This is a genomic window from Pseudomonas sp. S49 (genome assembly GCF_009866785.1).
GTDB lineage: Bacteria > Pseudomonadota > Gammaproteobacteria > Pseudomonadales > Pseudomonadaceae > Aquipseudomonas.
In genome coordinates this window covers 913,408-930,897 of the sequence record NZ_CP019432.1, presented here as the reverse complement: position 1 = coordinate 930,897, position 17,490 = coordinate 913,408, and the positions used below count along the sequence as shown (strand labels likewise).

Genomic DNA, 17,490 nt, shown 5'->3' with positions numbered 1-17,490 from the left:
CGCGATAGCGGTGTGTCAGTCAAATAGATGCTGGCTGACCCTCCGCTATCGCGAGCAGGCTCACTCCTACAAGGGATTTGTGGTGGTCAGCTAAGCGGGGTAACCGGTGATTTTGCGGATGCTTTGATACAGCGGTTTAAGCTGGCGGTACATGCGCAGGTAGACCTCTTTGTACAGTTGCTCATAGATTTTCTGCGCCTCGGGCTGCGGGGTGAACACCGCGCCCACCCGAGTCATCGCCGCGATCGCCGTGGGAAAATCCGCGTGCAACCCCAACCCCACCGCACAACAAATCGCCGCGCCCAGACCCGACGCTTCATACACATGCGGACGCTCCGCTGGCAGGCCGAAAATATTCGCCGTGAGCTGCATCGCCGCATCACTCTGCGAGCCGCCACCGGCCACGCGCAACCGCTTGATCGACACCTTCGAACGCCGCTCGATGTTTTCCATACCCTGGCGCAATGCATACGCCAGCCCCTCAAGAATCGCCCGGTAAATATGCGCGCGGGTGTGCACATCGCCGAAGCCGATCATCGCGCCTTTCGCCTCGACACCCGGTTCACGAATCCCCGGCGACCAGTACGGCTGCAGCATCAAACCCATCGAACCTGGCGGCACCGCATCGACCAGCGCATCGAACAACTGCTCCGGCTCGATGCCCTGCTCTTTGGCCTGCTGCATCTCACGCAACCCAAACTCGTTCTTGAACCAGCTGACCATCCAGTAACCGCGATAAATCATCACCTCGCAGTTGTACTGATCGGGCACCGCCGAGGGGTACGGCGGGATCAACGGAACGATTTCCAGATAGCGCGAGCGGGTGCTGGTGATCGTCGCCGTGGTGCCGTAAGACAGGCACACCGTGCCCGCATCGACCACGCCGGCACCGACCACTTCACACGCCTTGTCGGCACCCGCCGCAATCAGCGGCAAGCCTTCGGGAATGCCGGTGTGGAGAGCGGCTTCAGCGGTGATGTAGCCGAGGGTTTCACCGGGTTTGTGCAGGCTCGGCAATTGCTCGGGACGCACCGCCAGCGCCTGCCATTTCCATTCACTCGGCGCGGCCCATTTCAGCCGTTTGAAATCGAACGGCAGATAGCCGACGCAGCAGCCTACGGAGTCGACAAAACGCCCGCAGAGTCGATGAGTAAGAAACCCCGACAGCAGCAAAAATTTGTCAGTCGCCCCCCACACTTCAGGCTGATGCTTGGCGATCCAGTTCGCCTCAGCCTGAGCGCGAAAATAATCTACGGTGCCTTGCGCGCCGACCAGTTTGAACAACCAGCCCCACGGCCCTTTGATCCCGCCCTCGACTTCGCTCTGCCGTTGATCGAGCCACAGAATCGCCGGACGTAATGGCTTGCCTTCGGCATCGACGTTGATCACCGTGCCACGCTGCGTGGTCAGGGAAACGCCGGCGATCTGCGAGCGATCGATGCCGGTCTGCGCCCAGACCTGCTGACACGCCTCGCCGAGTTTCGCCCAGTAATACTCCGGATCCTGCTCGGCCCAGCCCGGTTGCGTCGAGTAGTACGCCTGCAGTTCGACCTTGCCTTTGCCGAGCAGATTGCCCTGCAGATCGAAGAGCAACGCGCGCACGCTCTGGGTGCCGTTGTCGATCGCCAGCAGGTAACGCTTGTTCGGGTGGTTATCCATGGAGCTCTCTTCAAGGGGCATCAAGGCGTGGCATCCGGCAAACCGTGATGGCGTTGCCACAACGCCCGATAACGCTGTTCTTCCTGCTGCCAGTGTTCGTCGCTCCAGCCCAGTCGTGGCTGGCAGAGCTGGCGGATGGCCGCGAAATACTCTTCTCCACCGCGCGGCAACAGCAGACCGAGACGCGTGCGGCGCAGGAGCAGATCGTCGAGGTGTAGGATCATTTCCGTCTCACAGGCGAAGGCCAGTTCGGCCCATAGCGTATCTGTAGCGCCGACCGTGTCATGACCGATCTCCCTGAGCAGTTGCGCCAGCCTTGGCAAGTCGCGCCCATGTCGCCCGGCCAGACGTCGCCACTGATGGCTGCTCAACTCTGGAATCGCCAGCGCAGGGACAGCGGCAAACACCGGCGCGGCGTCATCGACCAACGGACGTTCGAGCATGGCCGCGCAGGCCTTTAGCACTTCGATGGCTTGTGGACGAAACGTGGTCAGCTTGCCGCCGGCCAGGGTCACGCAACCGGGCTCCTGCCACAGCACATGTTCACGGGTTTCGTTCGAGGGTTTGTCTTGATGATTACCCGCTGCACTGCCGACCACCGGACGCACGCCGGACCATGTCGACAGCACATCCGAAGCACTCACTTGCGCGCCGGGAAATTGTTGCGTGCAGGCGGCCAGCAGGTAGTCGAGCTCTTCGCCGCTGATGCTCGCGCTCTGATCCAGATCCTCACGGTGATCGAGGTCCGTGGTGCCGACCACTGTCGCGCCCTCCCATGGGAAAACGAACACCGGACGCCGGTCGCGCTCATGCAGAAACGTGAACGCCTGCGCCACCGGCAAACGCCACCCCGGCAGCAACAAATGACTGCCGCGCAACGGCCGCAATTGCCGTGGTGCCTCCATCGGCCGCAGGCGTTCAGCCCACGCGCCAGTCGCCACGGCGAGCACGTCGCAGCGCAATTTCAGGGTTGTGCCCGCCTCGCAATCTTCGATCTGAACTCCGCAAACACGGCCGTTTTCTCGCAGCAAATGTTCGACGCGAACGCCATTGACCACGACAGCGCCAACAGCCCGCGCTTCGCTCAACACACGCATCACCAACCGTGCATCATCAGTCAGCGCATCGACAAAACTGGTGCCGCCGAGCAAGTCGATTTCCTTCACCCCTGGCGCCAGATATCGAAGCTGTTGCGCATCATGAAAACGATGGCTGCGACGCCCGGCCAAGGCGTCATAAACGCTCAGCAAACCACCCAACACCCGAGGTCCGGGAAAGCCGCCGCGATAGTGCGGCATCATGAAACTCATCGGCTCGACCAGTCCCGGGACTTCGTCAAGCAAGCGCTGGCGCTCGCGTACCGAGTCGCGGGTCAGGCGCCACTGGCCCTTGGCGATGTAACGCAAACCGCCATGGACCATTTTCGATGATCGGCTGGAGGTGCCCCAGGCGAAATCGCGCTGCTCCAGCAACAGGCAGCGCCAACCTCGGCGCGCGGCTTCACGCAGAATGCCAGCGCCGCTGATGCCGCCGCCGATGACGATCAGATCCCAGGTTTCCTCGGCCAGCGTCGGCAAAATCTGCTGGCGCCATGCGGCGTTCCAGTCCTGATTCATGGCCGTCATTCCGGCAGCAGCGTGCCGGGGTTGAGGCGCCCGGCCGGATCGAAGTGTTTGCTCAGCGCCTGCAAGGTATCCATCGCCAGCGCGCCCTTCTCACGCAACAGGTACGGCGCGTGATCCTTGCCGACGCCGTGCTGGTGACTGATGGTGCCGTGGTTGTCGACGATGGTCTGGCTGGCCGCCTGTTTGAGCGCTTTCCAGCGCGCCAGCGTCGCCGGATAGTCAGCCGCCGGGCGAAACACGTAAGTGGTGTAGATGCTCGAACCTTCGCCGTAGACGTGGGACAGGTGGGTGAACACATGCACGCGTTCGCCCTCGGCGGCCAAGGCCTCGCGCAGGCTGTTTTCGATGAGGTTGAGCAGGTTGTCGACATTGCTCCAGTCGGTAGCGGTTTCGAGGGTGTCGACCACGTAACCGGCATTCCACAGGTTCTCGCGCAGGTAAGGAAAACGGAAACGGTTCTGCGCCCACTTCTTGCCGAGCAAGGTGCCGGTGAAGACGCCGCCGAAGGCTTTGAGGTGTTGTCGTGCCTGTTTCAGCGACAGTGCGTTTTGTCGACGATTGCCGGTTACGCCGAAGGTCAGCAGGCATTTGCCCGAGCCTGCGCCTCGCAGGTTCAGGTACTTTTCCAGCCAGGCGATTTGTTGCGGATGACCGGCCAGCGCCAGTTGCGTTTCGGTTTCCACGGCGTTGGACAGGCGCAGCATCGACAGCGGTACGCGCGCCTGAGCCAATTGGCGGATGGCGCTGAGTGCCTGCGGCCAATCAGGTAGAAACACACCGTAGAAACGCTCATCGGCGGGCAAGGCGCTGACCCGCACCTTGACCTCGGAAATGATCCCGAAACGTCCCTCGCAACCGAGCACCACTTCGCGCAGATCAGGCCCGGCGGCAGAGGCCGGGAAGGTAGGAATGTTCATCGGCCCGGCAAAGGTTTCCAATGTCCCGCCAGCAAATAACTGCTCGATCCGGCCATAGCGCAACGACTGCTGACCGCTGGAACGGCTGGCCACCCAACCGCCCAGCGTCGACAACTCCCACGACTGCGGGAAATGCCCCAGGGTGTAGCCCCGCGCCCGCAACTGACTTTCCACCTGCGGCCCACTCGCACCGGGACCAAACGTCGCCAGCAGGCTCTGTTCGTCGAGGTCGATCAGGCGATTCATCCGCGCCAGCGACACCGTCACCACTGGCCGCGCCGAATCCGGTGGATTGATGTGGCCGGCCACCGATGTGCCGCCGCCATAGGGGATAAGGCACAGGTCCTGTTCGTGAGCGAGCGCCAGCAATTGGCGAATATGTTCAGCGGTCTCGGGGAACGCCACAGCATCCGGATAATTGCCCAGCGCACCTTCGCGCAACGCCAGCCAGTCCGGCAGACTCTGGCCCCGCGCATGCAACAAACGATCATGAGCATCGATGCTGTACAAAGTGTGCGCCGACAACCGCGAGGCCGGCACACGCGTCAATGCCGCTTCAAGCGTGGCATCGGGCAGCGCGCGCCCCTCGCCCAGTCGCTCATGAAGAAACTCCGCGCCCTGGGCCGGCAGTTCGACCACCGTGGTTGCATCTCCCCAGCCGTTCCAGCGTCGCATGCGTGTGTCCTTCTAACCGTCAGATCAGTGATATTTCAGGCCCCCATACTAGCCAGCGGCCGCAAAGTGTCACGGTCGCATCCGGCCAGTTCGTGTAGCCAATTGAGTCAAACGTCGCGCAAGCGTCAGCCATTTACTTTAGTCGGGGTTTCAAATTACCTTTCAGGCTATTTCGTCCGTCTTCGCCGCCATTGATCAAAGGAATGGGATCATGCAATCGCTTGGCTTCACCTCGGTTCCGCCGCTGCTCAAGTACCTGCGCCATGCCGAACAACTGGGCATGGCCATCGAGCCGGCGTTGGCGGCGGCGGGTTTGCAGGCGCAGCAGTTGAGCGACAACACCCTGCGTTTGCCCGGTGAGGCGCATGAACGCTTGCTGGATTATTTCTGCGAGCACTCGGGTGATCCGTTGTTCGGGCTCAACGCGGCGAATTTCGTCCTGCCCAATTCGTGGAGCGTGCTCGGTTACATCACCATGAACTGCGCGACTCTCGGCGATGCGATGAGCCGGATCATGCCGTTCGAGAAACTGGTGGGGGACATGGGCGTCAGCCGCGCCGAGGTGCAGGACGGCCATGTGCATCTGATCTGGACCTGTCGCTATCAGCGCCCGCGAATTCGTCGGCATCTGGTGGAAAACGTGATGGGGTCGTGGCTGCACTATGCACGCTGGATTGCCGATACACAGATGTCGCCGGCCGGGGTCTGGCTGGAACATTCATGCCCGGCCGAGGCCACGCCGGCGCAGTACGAAGCGTTTTTCGATTGCCCGGTGTTGTTCGATCAGCCGTATTCGGCGCTGGTCGTGCCGCTGGCGTATTTGCAGTTGCCGTTGCGCCAGGCGGATGCGCAGTTGCTGCGCACGCTGGAAGAACACGCGATGGGATTGATGGCGACGCTGGAGGATGCGTCGCTGGAACAGCAGGTGAAAAACATTCTGCGGCAGTTGCTCAAGGAAGGTCTGCCGCGCAAGGAGCAGGTCGCCGAGCAGCTCGCCGTTTCCGTGCGTACGTTGCAGCGGCAGTTGCATCAGGCGGGGACGTCGTATCAGCAGATTCTCGATGACCTGCGCCAGGAACTGGCTGAGCATTATTTGCTCAACAGCGCGCTGCCGATTCAGGACATTGCGCAGTATCTGGGGTTTACCGAACCGAGGTCGTTTCATCGCACGTTCAAGAGTCGGCGGGGGATGCCGCCGGGGGAGTTTCGGCAGATGCATCGCGGGTGATTGTTCCGGCCTCTTCGCGAGCAAGCTCGCTCCCACATTGGGCCGGCGGTGAACATCAACTTTGTGAACAACGGAGATCAACTGTGGGAGCGAGCCTGCTCGCGAATGCGCCAGTTGCCGCACCCGATTCCTACAGGTAAATCTTCGATACTTGAGCGCAATAAACATCCAGCATCACAGGTGTTTAAAGACACTCAGCGTTACGCGAAACAGCCCACAAATCCTTGCGCCGTAACCTACGCCTAAGCCAGAATCCGCCGGCTTGTGCGCCCTGAGCATGCTGCGTAACTTGATTGCGTCACTGATTCCCAGTGATCGGGTTTAGTAGCCCGGTGGTAACTCTGCTGGTCGTACACTCATCACAGGTGCTCCCGCACCTGAGCTATATGGTGGCTGTACGCAGGGCGCTTCGGCGCGCCGGCTTAGCTGAGTTCCCCGGTCTACTAACCTGCGTACAGCTGCCACCCTTTCGTTTAGTAGCCAAAGGGTTGCCGCTCAACAAAGGGAACACAGCTATGTTCAAGATAACGCCAAACCCGCCGGTCACTGACCCGGCCTCCCCCTACGAATCCGCCGATTCGAAGAAATTCCACGAAGCCGCCGAGCGCGCGCTCGACCATTATCTCGGTCCGACGAACGCCGACCTCATGGCCACGCCCTACACCCCCAACACGCTGTACATGGCCAACCCCAATGCCGACACCGAATCACTGCTGGCCGACGCCAGCGAAACCCTGGGTTCGGCGACGGTCATGCTCAACAACCATGCCGCGCAGGTTGAAGGCACTCACCGCAAAACCCTGCAGGGCATTGCGCAAGTGGTGATGGTGGCGGAAATGGCCGTCAATCGCGTGTTGGACAGGTTAGTGCCGACCGAGTAACGAAGAAGCCCGCTGCCCAACTGGAAAGGTTGGATGGCGGGCTTCTTTTTGTGGTGTGTCATTTTCCCCTCACCCCAGCCCTCTCCCGGAGGGAGAGGGGGCCGAACGGGGAATATTGATTAGATACGCCGACCTGAAAGTGCTGCGGTGAATCCATAATCGACTCGGTCTTGCAGGTCGGTGGATAGCGCCAGACAACTCGGTCAGTCCCCTCTCCCTCCGGGAGAGGGCTAGGGTGAGGGGCCAACAGTGGGATGTTCGCTAAATACACCGACCTGAAAGTGCTGCTGTGAATCCATAATCGCTGCAGATCTTTCAGGTCGGTGCATAGCGTCAGACAACTCGGTCAGTCCCCTCTCCCTCTGGGAGAGGGTTAGGGTGAGGGGCTTTTCGCTTCAGAGGCTGATCGCGTTGGTAAACACCAACCGATTACCAAACGGATCGACGATGGTCATGTCCTGGCTCCCCCAAGGCATCGCCTGAATCCCCGGGTGCGAAAACTTGTAATCCTTGGCCTCCAACTGCTGCTGAAACGCCTCCAGCTCGTCCGTCTCGATACGCAGCGCCGAACCCGGGCACGCATCGCCATGATGCTCGGACAAATGCAACACACACTCGCCGCGCGACACCTGCAGATACAACGGAAAATTCGCCTCGAAGCGATGCTGCCAGTCGATCTTGAAACCGAGGAAGTCGACGTAAAACTCGACAGCTTTGGCTTCATCGAAGATCCGCAGGATCGGGGTGGTTTTGCCGAAGCTCATGGGGTGCTCCCTGACTGATTGGCCCCACAGTGTAGACGGGGTGGATGTCAGCAATTCGGCCTGTTGATGACTTTCTTTAGTCGCAATGTGCCATCACTGTGACGCAGTCCGCGAAACCTCAGTGAAAATTGTCGCGCAGATCACCCTGTCGCGCGAGAAAGCGCCCTTCCCTGCGACCATTCGCCTGCCCATCGCGATAACTCAAAACACCGTTGATCCACACGCCATCGATGCCCTGCGCCGCACGTTGCGGGTCGTGGAAGTCGGCTACATCACGCACGGTAGCCGGGTCGAATAACACCAGATCCGCCCAATAACCTTCACGAATCTCACCGCGCTCTTTCAGCCCGAATCGCGCCGCCGACAGTCCAGTCATCTTGTGCACGGCGGTGTGCAGCGGAAACAGCCCGACATCACGACTGAAATGTCCCAACACCCGTGGGAAAGCGCCCCACAGGCGCGGATGCGGAAACGGATCTTCGGGCAGTCCGTCAGACCCGACCATCGATAACGGATGCGCGAGGATTCTTCGTACATCCGCCTCGTCCATGCCGTAGTACACCGCGCCGGCCGGTTGCAGGCGTTTGGCGGCGTCGAGTAGCGGCACGTTCCATTCGGCGGCAATGTCGATCAGGTCGCGGCCGCTGACCTCGGGGTGCGGCGTCGACCAGGTGATGGTGATGCGATGCGCATCGGTGACTTGCTTCAGATCCAGCGTCGAAGAACTCGCCGCATACGGGTAGCAATCGCAGCCGACCGGGTGGGTTTTCGCGGCCTCTTCCAATGATGCAAGCAGCTCGGGACTGCGCCCCCAGTTACCGACACCGGCACATTTGAGGTGGGAAATGATCACTGGCGATTTCGCATGTCGACCGATTTGAAAAGCCTCATCCATCGCTTCCAGAACCGGGGCAAATTCGCTGCGCAAATGGGTGGTGTACACCGCGCCAAAGGCCGTGAGTTCTTCGGTCAGTTGCATCACTTCATCGGTGGAAGCGTTGTAGGCGCTGGCGTACGCCAGGCCTGTGGATAAACCCAATGCACCGGCCTCAAGACTTTCGCGCAGTTGCTCACGCATCGCGGCGATTTCATCCGGCGTGGCGGTGCGGAACAGGTCATCCAGATGATTGCTGCGCAGCGCCGTATGGCCAACCAACGCGGCAACGTTCAACGTGGTATTGGCCGCTTCAACCGCAGCGCGGTAATCACTGAACCGTGGATAAATGAACGCCGCCGCCGTGCCGAGCAAGTTCATCGGATCCGGCGGATTGCCTTTCAGACTGACTGGCGAGGCGCTGATCCCGCAGTTACCGACAATCACCGTGGTCACGCCCTGGCTGAGCTTGGGCAGCATCTCTGGCTGCCGGATAACCACGGTGTCGTCATGGGTGTGTACATCGATGAAACCCGGCGCCAGCACGCGCCCGGCCGCGTCGATTTCTTCGGTCGCCGTGGCATCGTGCAAGTCGCCGATACGCTCGATGCGACCCTCGCGAATCGCCACGTCGGCGCGGTAACCGGGCACGTTGCTACCATCGATGATCAGGGCATTGCGAATCAGGGTGTCGTACAGCATGTCAGTCTCCCAGCGGCAGGTGATCGTCGCCGCCACGGTATTCGTCGAGGGCGAGTTTGATCCGCCGCAGACGTTCTTGATTGTCTTCAGGATTGGCCAGCGCCAGCTCAGTGGCGAGCACGTCGATGGCGAGCAACATGCCGTAGCGCGCCGCCGTCGGTTTGTAGATGAATGAGGTTTCCGCACCTTGCAGGGGCAGGACAATGTCGGCCAGTTGCGCCAGCGGCGAATCGGCGCGGGTGATCGCCAGAATGCGCGCACCATAGTTACGTGCCAGTTCGACAGTCTCAAGCAACTCCGGGGTGATGCCGGTCAGCGAACAGACGATGAGCACTTGCTCGGAATTCAGGCTGGCGGCGGTGACGCGCATCATCACCGCGTCGTGACACACCGCAATCGGGTAGCCGAGGCGCACCAGGCGTACCTGCAATTCGTCGCTGCACAGGGTCGAGCAACCGCCCAGGCCGAAGGCGTGAATCATTCGTGCCTGGCCGAGCATCTTCACCGCATCGGCAAAGCGTGACTCGTCGAACCCGGCCAGATGCTGGCGCAGCGTGGTTTCGATATCACCGACGATCTGCCCGTAGAACGCCGACTGCTCAGGCGTGCCTGCCGGGTCGAGAAAACGGCTGCCAACGCCGCTGGCCTGAGCCAGTTGCAGGCGCAGATCACGCAAGTCGCGGCAGCCTACGGTGCGGGCGAAACGCGACAGCGTGGCGGTGCTGACTTCGGCGCGTTGCGCGAGGTCTTCGAGGCTGGCGCTGGCGGCGAAACCAACGTCATCGAGCATCAAACGGGCGATGCGGCCTTCACCGGCGCTGAAGGAATCCTGACGGGCGCGGATCTGGTAGAGGATGTCCATGGGCGGCGGGCTCCGGTTACAGCAGGTAAGAAAGGCCGACGGTCAGGCCGAACGCGACTATCGAGATCAGCGTCTCGAGCACGGTCCAGGTCTTGAACGTCTGCGCGACCGTCATGTTGAAGTATTCCTTGATCAACCAGAAGCCGCCGTAGTTGACGTGAGAAAAGATAACCGAGCCCGCGCCGGTCGCCAGCACCAACAGCTCAGGGTGTGGATAACCCAGACCAATGGCCACTGGCGCGACCACGCCGGACGCGGTGGTCATCGCCACGGTTGCCGAACCGGTGGCGATACGCATCAGCGCGGCGAACAGCCAGCCCATGATCAGCGGCGACAGCTGGAATTCGTGGGCGAGGCCGACGATCTGATCGGTGACGCCAGCGTCGACCAGAATGCGGTTCAAGCCACCACCGGCACCGACCAGCAAGGTGATACTGGCGGTGGGTGCCAGGCATTCGTTGGTGAATTTGAGGATCGATTCACGGTTGAAACCCTGGGCGATGCCCAACGTCCAGAAGCTCAACAAGGTCGCCAGCAACAGCGCAATCACCGAGTTGCCGATGAACAACAGAAACTGATTGAAACCGCTGCCCGGGGTGGAAATCAGGTTGGCCCAGCCGCCGATCAACATCAACACCACGGGCAATAGAATGGTCGCCATGGTGATGCCGAAACCCGGCAGTTTGTCGCGCGGTTCGCGGTCGAGGAATTGTTTTTCCAGCGGGTTATCCGCCGGCAATTGAATGCGCGGCACGATGAATTTGGCGTACAGCGGCCCGGCAATGATCGCGGTGGGAATGCCGATGGCAATCGCATACAGCAAGGTCTGCCCGACCGACGCCTGATAGGCCTGCACCGCGAGCATCGCCGCCGGATGCGGCGGCACCAGCGCATGCACCACCGACAGGCCGGCAACCATCGGCAAACCGACCATCAGAATCGACACGCCGACGCGGCGCGCCACGGTAAAGGCAATCGGCACCAACAAGACGAAACCGACCTCGAAGAACAGCGGCAGCCCGACCAGAAACGCAATGCAAACCATCGCCCAGTGCGCATTCTTCTCGCCGAATTTATCGATCAGCGTGCGCGCCATTTGCTCGGCGCCACCGGACTCGGCCATCATCTTGCCGAGCATCGTCCCCAGTGCCACCACCAGCGCAATATGCCCCAGCGTCTTGCCCACCCCTGCTTCATACGCCCCCACCACACCCGACGGCGGCATCCCCGCGACCAGCGCAAGACCAATGGAAATCAGGGTGATGACGATAAACGGATTGAGCCGGTAACGGGCGATCAACACGATCAGCGCAATGATGGCGACGGCGGCATACACCAGCAGCCAATAGCCGAAGGAAGGCGTCATGCGGTACTCCTCGAAAGGGTCACGTTCGAATGGGTTGTGAAACTCATAAATCATTTCGAGATCGAGATTTCAAACCGCATGAAAGTAATTTTCGTGGAGAGGCAAGGCGTGTCGCTGATGGATATGTCTTGTCGTGATTAATGAAAGTCAGGGGGCAGGATTTACATGACCTTTCGGTGAACGAGAAACCAATGTGGGAGCGAGCCTGCTCGCGAAGGCGGCTTCACATTCACCATCTCTGCCGACTGATCCAGCGCTTTCGCGAGCAGGCTCGCTCCTACAGTTTTGATCGCATTCCTCCAGACAGAATGCGCAAAACCTGTGGGAGCCGGTGGACGACTCACACCATTTCGTTACGAATCCATTCAACCACCGACGTGCGCTTCGGTGCCCAGCCCAGCAGTTCACGGGCGTGTTTGCCGCGTACGCGGCTGTTGGAGCCGAGGCCGTAGTTGGCCATTTCGTAGCCCCATTCGGCTTCGGCGTCTTTCAGTGGCCAGTCTTGTGGTTGGCCCAGGTTCAGCGCTTCGGCCATGGCGGTGGTCATGTCGATGAACGAGGCTTCGCCGCTTTCGACAAAGTAGAACGTGCCCGGGACGTTCTTGGTCAGCGCTAGCAGGTAGAGGGCGACGACGTCTTCGATGTGCACGTTGGACCAGATGTTCTGGCCGGTACCGACGTGGCGCACCACGCCGCTTTTGCGTGCTTGCTTGAGCAGTCGTGGCAATTGCACGCTGTCGCGATTGACGCCCAGGCTGTGGCCGTAGATCAGCGTGTTGCAGATAACGGCGGAATTCACGCCGTCCTTCGCCGCCGCGAGGATCAGGTTGTCGATGGCCACGCGGGCGGCCTTGTCGACGGTCGGCTCCGGCAGATTGTCCTCGTAGTAGATGACATCGCTGGATTTACCGCCCGAGGCATCACCGACGATGCTCGAACCGCTGGTGTGCAGGAACACTTTGTTCGAACCGCGCAAGGCATCGAGCAACGCTTCAACTGCACCGCGATGGTCGCTGCTGGCGGCGTTGATCACCGCGTCGGCAGCGCGGGCCTGTTCGGCGAGCAGTGTTTTGTCGTCGAGAGTGCCGATGACCGGGGTGATCCCGATGGCTTTCAGCTCTTCAGCCTGTTCGGCGCTGCGCACCAGACCGGTGACTTGATGCCCGGCCTTGACCAGACCGGTAGCGATCGAGCCGCCGATAAAACCGGCAGCGCCGGTGACGAATACGTTCATGGAGAAACTCCCTGCGTGAGTAAGTGATGGGACGAGTATCTGCCCGTGAGCCGGGGGGAAAAACCCGTCCCCGCCCAATTCACTCTTGCGCAGAGGTCACGAATCAGCCCTTGAAGTCGGCGCTGGCGTAAGCCGCGAGTTTGCTCTGGATGAAGTCGAGGAAGCATTGAATGCGCAGCGCCAGTTGCGAGTTACGGTAGTAAACGGCGTTGATTGGCTGGCGATAACCGCTGTTGAATTCGCCGAGCAGGACTTTCAGGCGCCCGGCACGGATGTCATCGATGGTCATGAAGTGCGACAGGCAAGCGATGCCCTGCCCTTCCAGCGCCAAATGGCGCACGGTCTCGCCGCTGGAAGCACTGATCGCCGGGGTGATCGGCCAGCGGTCGCCGTGCACATAGCGCAGCGGCCATTGATTGAGGCCTTCGTTCTGGGTGAAGCCAAGCAAGGTGTGTTCGCTCAGATCGGCGACTTGCTGCGGCGCGCCATGTTTTTCCAGGTAGGCGGGGCTGGCGACGATCAACAGCGGGCTGCAGCCGAGCGAGCGCGCGTGCAGCGTCGAATCGGCGAGAGTGCCGATACGGATGGCGATGTCGGTGCTTTGTTCCAGCAGGTCAATGATCAGGTCATTGCTGTTGAGTTCGAGCTGGATGTCCGGATAGAGCCGACGGAATTCGTCGATGTACGGGACCACCGCGTGGAGCATGAACGGTGATGCGGCATTGATCCGCAAGCGCCCGGATGGGGTTTGCTGGCGCGAGGACAGGCGCTCTTCGAGTTGCTCCATCTGATCGAGAATCAGCTTGGCCTGCTCGAAGAAGTACTTGCCCTCTTCGGTCAGATCCATGCGCCGCGTGGTGCGGTTGATCAGCGTGGTGTCGAGCTTGGCTTCCAGCTTCGACAACGTACGACTGACCGCCGACGGCGTTTGCCCGACCTGTTCGGCGGCGGCGGAAATCGAACCGCATTCGATCACGCAGACGAAAATCTGCAACTCATCGGATCTGGCTTTCACGGGTGTCCTCTTTGAAATCGCCAAGATCGCCGATGACTGCAACTCTCTGTAGGAGCTGCCGCAGGCTGCGATCTTTTGCTGTTACCACCGATAGTAGCCCGAAACCATTCAGCCCTTGAGACCAAACACCTCGGTCAAATGCTGCTCATAACGCGCCACATCAGCCTCGATGTTCGGACGTTTCATCACGTCGACACACAAAAAGGTCGGCAACCCGGTCATACCCAAAAATTCATTGGCCTTGTGAAACGGGAAGTACACCGCATCCACGCCTTTGGCTTCAAAGAAGTCAGTCGGGTCATCGAACGCCTGCTGCGGTGCATTCCAGGTCAGCGACAGCATGTATTGCTTGCCCTGAATCAGGCCACCGCTGCCGTACTTCTGCGACGCATCGGAACGGGTGCGGCCATCGCTGGCGTAGAGGCTGCCGTGGCCCTCGGTGAAGACTTCGTCGAGGTACTTTTTCACCGTCCATGGCGCGCCCATCCACCAGCCAGGCATCTGATAAATGATCACGTCGGCCCAGAGAAATTTCGCCACCTCTTCGGCAACGTCGTAGCCCTCGTCGATGAACGTGGTTTTCACATCGACACCGCCACGATCGAGCACGCTCAGCGCGGCCTCATGCAGGGTGGCGTTGTAGCGACCGTCGGAGTGAGCGAATTTTTTACCGCCATTGAGCAACAGCACTTTTTTCATGAGAAAGCCTCGGCGCAGCCAGTGGGCTGGATGGAGAAGGGAAACTGGAATGGCGGCAGGTTAACGATCCGCCTCGCGCGGAATAAGGCCTGATTGCGCAAAATACATTTGATCAAAAGGCACGAATCTATCGTTGATTGTTGCAATAACATCCGCGGCATTCTGAATTTTAGGAGTCGTTGTGATGAGTGAACGCTTGGGTTTTATCCTGCACGCCAAGACCCGCCCGGAAAAAGCCGAGGCTTTCGAAGCGCTATTTCGCGCCTATGTCGAGCCGAGTCGCGCTGAGCCGGGTTGTATCGAGTACCACATGCTGCGCGACAAGGAAGATCCGACGCTGTTCATCTTCTACGAGATCTGGGCGTCCCAGGCGCATCTCGACGTGCACTCGAATCTGCCGCACATGAAGGCATTCTTTGAGCGACGCATGGATTATCTGGAGCGTGATTTTGATATCCGCCAGATTGAAATGCTCAGCGAGGCCTCGGCTAACCGCAGATCAATAAATGGGCGCCGAGCGCGCCCAGACCGATGAAGAACACCCGCTTGAACAGCAGGGCGCTGATCCTCTGGCGCAGCCATTGACCGAGCAACATGCCCAGCACCGCCGGGATCAACGCCAGCAGTGAGGCCGTGAGTTCGCCGCCACCTAGGGCGCCGCGCCAGAGCAATCCAGCGGCCAGTGCCAACGTTGAAACGGTGAAGGACAGGCCCAGCGCCTGCACCAGTTGATCGCGATTTAACCCCAGCGCTTGCAGGTACGGCACCGCCGGGATCACGAAGACGCCGGTGGCCGAAGTGATGACACCCGTGATCAAACCGCACGCCGGACCCAGCCAGCCTTCATGACGTGGATTGACACTCAGCGTTGGCAAAAACAATCCGCTCAACGCATAGAGCAACAGTGCCGCGCCGAGTCCGCGTACCACCCACTGCCCGGCTGCCATGCCGATCCACATTGTGCCGACGCCGGTGCCGAGAAAGATCATCAGCAGCATCGGCCAGAGGCGTTTGATCAGTCCTTTCAAATGTCCGCCGAATGCCAGTTGCCAGACATTGGTCAGGGTTGCCGGGATGATCAGCAGTGCGGCTGCCTGCGACGGCGCCATAGCCAGACCGAGCAAGCCCATGGCAACGGTGGGCAGGCCGAGGCCGATGACGCCTTTGATCAGGCCGGCGAGGATGAAGGTCGTGATGACCAGCAAGGACAGGGCTAGACCGAGGTGTTGGTAGAAGTCTGTGAGAGTGTTCATGGCGCTACTCTGCGCCAGTCCGGGTTGGCTGAAAATCTGCCATATACTGAGGCTGCCTCTCTTTTAGCAAGAGGCTGATTTTTCCATTGAGTCTTCTGGCCCCTTCGCGAGCAGGCTCGCTCCCACAGGGGATTTGTGTACGACACCCATCCAATGTGGGAGCGAGCCTGCTCGCGAAGGGGGCCGCCCAGACACCACAAAAACCAGAGGCTGCCAACCATGCACTTCGACCTCACCGACCTGCGCCTCTATCTGCACATCCTCGACACCGGCAATATCACCGCCGGCGCCGCCCGAAGCCATTTATCCCTGGCCGCCGCCAGCGCCAGAATCCGCGCCATGGAAGCCTCGCTCGGCAGCGATTTCCTTGAGCGCGGCCGCCGTGGCGTCACACCGACGGCCGCCGGAAAGGCGCTGGCCCAGCACGCGCGCATCCTCCTGCAACAGGCCGAACGCCTGCAGCAGGATCTGGCCGACTATGCCCAAGGCGTCAAAGGTCAGGTGCGCTTACTGTGCAACACCACGGCGATCACCGAATACCTGCCGGAAGTACTCGCGGACTTCCTGCGTGATCACCCCAATCTCGACATCGACTTGCAGGAACTGCCCAGCGCGCGCATCACCCACGCCTTGCGTCAGGGCGCGGCGGACCTCGGGATCGTCTCCGATGCGGTCGACACCCACGGTCTGCAAACCCGACCCTTTCGCGATGATCCATTGGTGCTGATCCTCCCCCCAGACCATGTTTTGGCGAGTCAGGCGTCGCTGACGTTTGGTGAAACCCTGGCGCACGACTATGTGGCGCTTGGCAGCCACAGCGCGCTGGCCATTCACCTGGAGGAACAAGCGCTGCACATCGGCCAGCGCATGTCGATCCGGATCCGCGCCGATGGCTTCGAGGGCGTCATGCGCATGGTGGCGCGAGGTGCGGGGCTGGCCATCGTGCCCAAGGTAGCCATCGAGCGCTGGGCGGCGGTGCACTCGGTAACGTGCCGGCCGCTGGACGAAGTCTGGGCCCATCGCACCTTGCAACTGTGCGCACGGGATTTCGACCACCTGCCCGGTTACGCCCGGGCCTTGTTTGATGCGCTGGTGCCTTGACTCTACCGCTAGGGGCAGACTCTATCCTGTGAGCTTCATTTCAGGAGTACACACAATGAGCAAACGAATGCTCGTGATACTGGGTCACCCCTCCACCGACAGCTTTTGCGGGGCATTGAGTGAGACTTACGTTCAGGCCGCCAAGGACGCCGGGCATGAGGTGCGGCTGTTGCGTCTGGATGCACTGGAGTTCGACCCGGTCCTGCACGAAGGCTACAACAAGGTGCAGCCACTGGAACCGGACCTGCTGCAAGCCCAGGCCGATATCACCTGGGCCGAGCACCTGACATTCGTCTATCCGATCTGGTGGGGCGGGATTCCGGCACTGTTGAAAGGCTTCGTCGACCGGATTTTCCTGCCGGGTTTCGCTTTCAAATACCGCGAAGGAAAAGCCTTCCCCGACAAGCTGCTCAAGGGCCGCACCGCGCATTTGCTGGTGACCATGGACACGCCGTACTGGTACTACAAATGGATCTATGGCATGCCGGGGCTGAATCAGATGCGCAAGACCACGCTGGAATTCTGCGGCATCAAGCCACTGAAGACGCTGACCTTCGGGCCGATCCTTGGCTCCAAGCCAAACCAGCGCGATGCCTGGCTGGAAAAGGCGCGCGTGACCGCCGCCGTCTAAGGTT

General features: G+C 60.6%; 16 protein-coding genes. 5 read left to right on the top strand and 11 right to left on the bottom strand.

Annotated elements, in window-relative coordinates; all coding sequences use genetic code 11:
* Positions 1-90: 90 nt before the first annotated feature.
* Genes PspS49_RS03955 through PspS49_RS03945 form a run of 3 tightly spaced genes read right to left on the bottom strand, consistent with a single transcriptional unit; the run spans position 91 to position 4,876 of the window.
* Entirely contained in the window at positions 91-1,659 is a 1,569-nt protein-coding gene (locus PspS49_RS03955) for an FGGY-family carbohydrate kinase (protein ID WP_160038235.1), read from the bottom strand.
* Positions 1,660-1,679: 20 nt separating this feature from the next.
* Positions 1,680-3,275 carry a glycerol-3-phosphate dehydrogenase/oxidase gene (locus PspS49_RS03950; RefSeq protein WP_160038233.1) on the bottom strand — a complete coding sequence of 532 codons (1,596 nt, stop codon included), beginning with the start codon at positions 3,273-3,275 and terminating at the stop codon, positions 1,680-1,682.
* Positions 3,276-3,280: 5 nt separating this feature from the next.
* Positions 3,281-4,876 carry an FAD-binding oxidoreductase gene (locus PspS49_RS03945; protein ID WP_160038231.1) on the bottom strand — a complete coding sequence of 532 codons (1,596 nt, stop codon included), beginning with the start codon at positions 4,874-4,876 and terminating at the stop codon, positions 3,281-3,283.
* 211 nt (positions 4,877-5,087) lie between these two features.
* Here PspS49_RS03945 and PspS49_RS03940 point away from each other — a divergent pair, with 211 nt between their 5' ends.
* Entirely contained in the window at positions 5,088-6,104 is a 1,017-nt protein-coding gene (locus tag PspS49_RS03940; protein WP_160038229.1) for an AraC family transcriptional regulator, read from the top strand.
* A gap of 515 nt (positions 6,105-6,619) precedes the next feature.
* A complete protein-coding gene (locus PspS49_RS03935; protein WP_095119566.1) occupies positions 6,620-6,985 on the top strand; it encodes a DUF6124 family protein in 366 nt (121 codons plus the stop codon).
* 395 nt (positions 6,986-7,380) lie between these two features.
* Here PspS49_RS03935 and PspS49_RS03930 read toward each other — a convergent pair whose 3' ends face one another.
* From PspS49_RS03930 to PspS49_RS03900, 7 genes are all read right to left on the bottom strand, one after another.
* Entirely contained in the window at positions 7,381-7,749 is a 369-nt protein-coding gene (locus PspS49_RS03930; RefSeq protein WP_116029408.1) for a glyoxalase superfamily protein, read from the bottom strand.
* A 118-nt stretch (positions 7,750-7,867) separates the two neighbouring features.
* Positions 7,868-9,325, bottom strand: a complete 1,458-nt coding sequence (locus PspS49_RS03925; RefSeq protein WP_160038227.1) for a D-aminoacylase — start codon at positions 9,323-9,325, stop codon at positions 7,868-7,870.
* Position 9,326: 1 nt separating this feature from the next.
* Positions 9,327-10,187 (bottom strand): MurR/RpiR family transcriptional regulator, encoded by an 861-nt coding sequence (locus PspS49_RS03920; RefSeq protein ID WP_150774876.1) that lies wholly within the window; start codon positions 10,185-10,187, stop codon positions 9,327-9,329.
* 16 nt (positions 10,188-10,203) lie between these two features.
* Positions 10,204-11,553, bottom strand: a complete 1,350-nt coding sequence (locus PspS49_RS03915; protein WP_160038225.1) for a GntP family permease — start codon at positions 11,551-11,553, stop codon at positions 10,204-10,206.
* A gap of 340 nt (positions 11,554-11,893) precedes the next feature.
* Positions 11,894-12,787 carry an NAD-dependent epimerase/dehydratase family protein gene (locus tag PspS49_RS03910; RefSeq protein ID WP_160038223.1) on the bottom strand — a complete coding sequence of 298 codons (894 nt, stop codon included), beginning with the start codon at positions 12,785-12,787 and terminating at the stop codon, positions 11,894-11,896.
* A gap of 103 nt (positions 12,788-12,890) precedes the next feature.
* On the bottom strand, positions 12,891-13,802 hold the full coding sequence (locus PspS49_RS03905) for a LysR family transcriptional regulator (protein ID WP_095119571.1): 912 nt from the start codon (positions 13,800-13,802) through the stop codon (positions 12,891-12,893).
* Positions 13,803-13,910: 108 nt separating this feature from the next.
* Positions 13,911-14,501, bottom strand: a complete 591-nt coding sequence (locus PspS49_RS03900) for an NAD(P)H-dependent oxidoreductase (RefSeq protein WP_038357444.1) — start codon at positions 14,499-14,501, stop codon at positions 13,911-13,913.
* A gap of 184 nt (positions 14,502-14,685) precedes the next feature.
* Here PspS49_RS03900 and PspS49_RS03895 point away from each other — a divergent pair, with 184 nt between their 5' ends.
* On the top strand, positions 14,686-15,036 hold the full coding sequence (locus PspS49_RS03895) for a putative quinol monooxygenase (protein WP_160038221.1): 351 nt from the start codon (positions 14,686-14,688) through the stop codon (positions 15,034-15,036).
* Here the strand turns inward: PspS49_RS03895 and PspS49_RS03890 are convergent.
* On the bottom strand, positions 14,990-15,754 hold the full coding sequence (locus PspS49_RS03890) for a sulfite exporter TauE/SafE family protein (protein ID WP_160038219.1): 765 nt from the start codon (positions 15,752-15,754) through the stop codon (positions 14,990-14,992). The genes PspS49_RS03895 and PspS49_RS03890 overlap by 47 nt on opposite strands.
* A gap of 219 nt (positions 15,755-15,973) precedes the next feature.
* On the opposite strand from PspS49_RS03890, the gene PspS49_RS03885 reads away from it, so the two are divergent.
* Positions 15,974-16,855 (top strand): LysR substrate-binding domain-containing protein, encoded by an 882-nt coding sequence (locus PspS49_RS03885; RefSeq protein ID WP_160038217.1) that lies wholly within the window; start codon positions 15,974-15,976, stop codon positions 16,853-16,855.
* 55 nt (positions 16,856-16,910) lie between these two features.
* Positions 16,911-17,486, top strand: coding sequence for an NAD(P)H-dependent oxidoreductase (locus tag PspS49_RS03880; RefSeq protein WP_034154374.1), 576 nt, complete (start codon positions 16,911-16,913; stop codon positions 17,484-17,486).
* Positions 17,487-17,490: the final 4 nt, after the last annotated feature.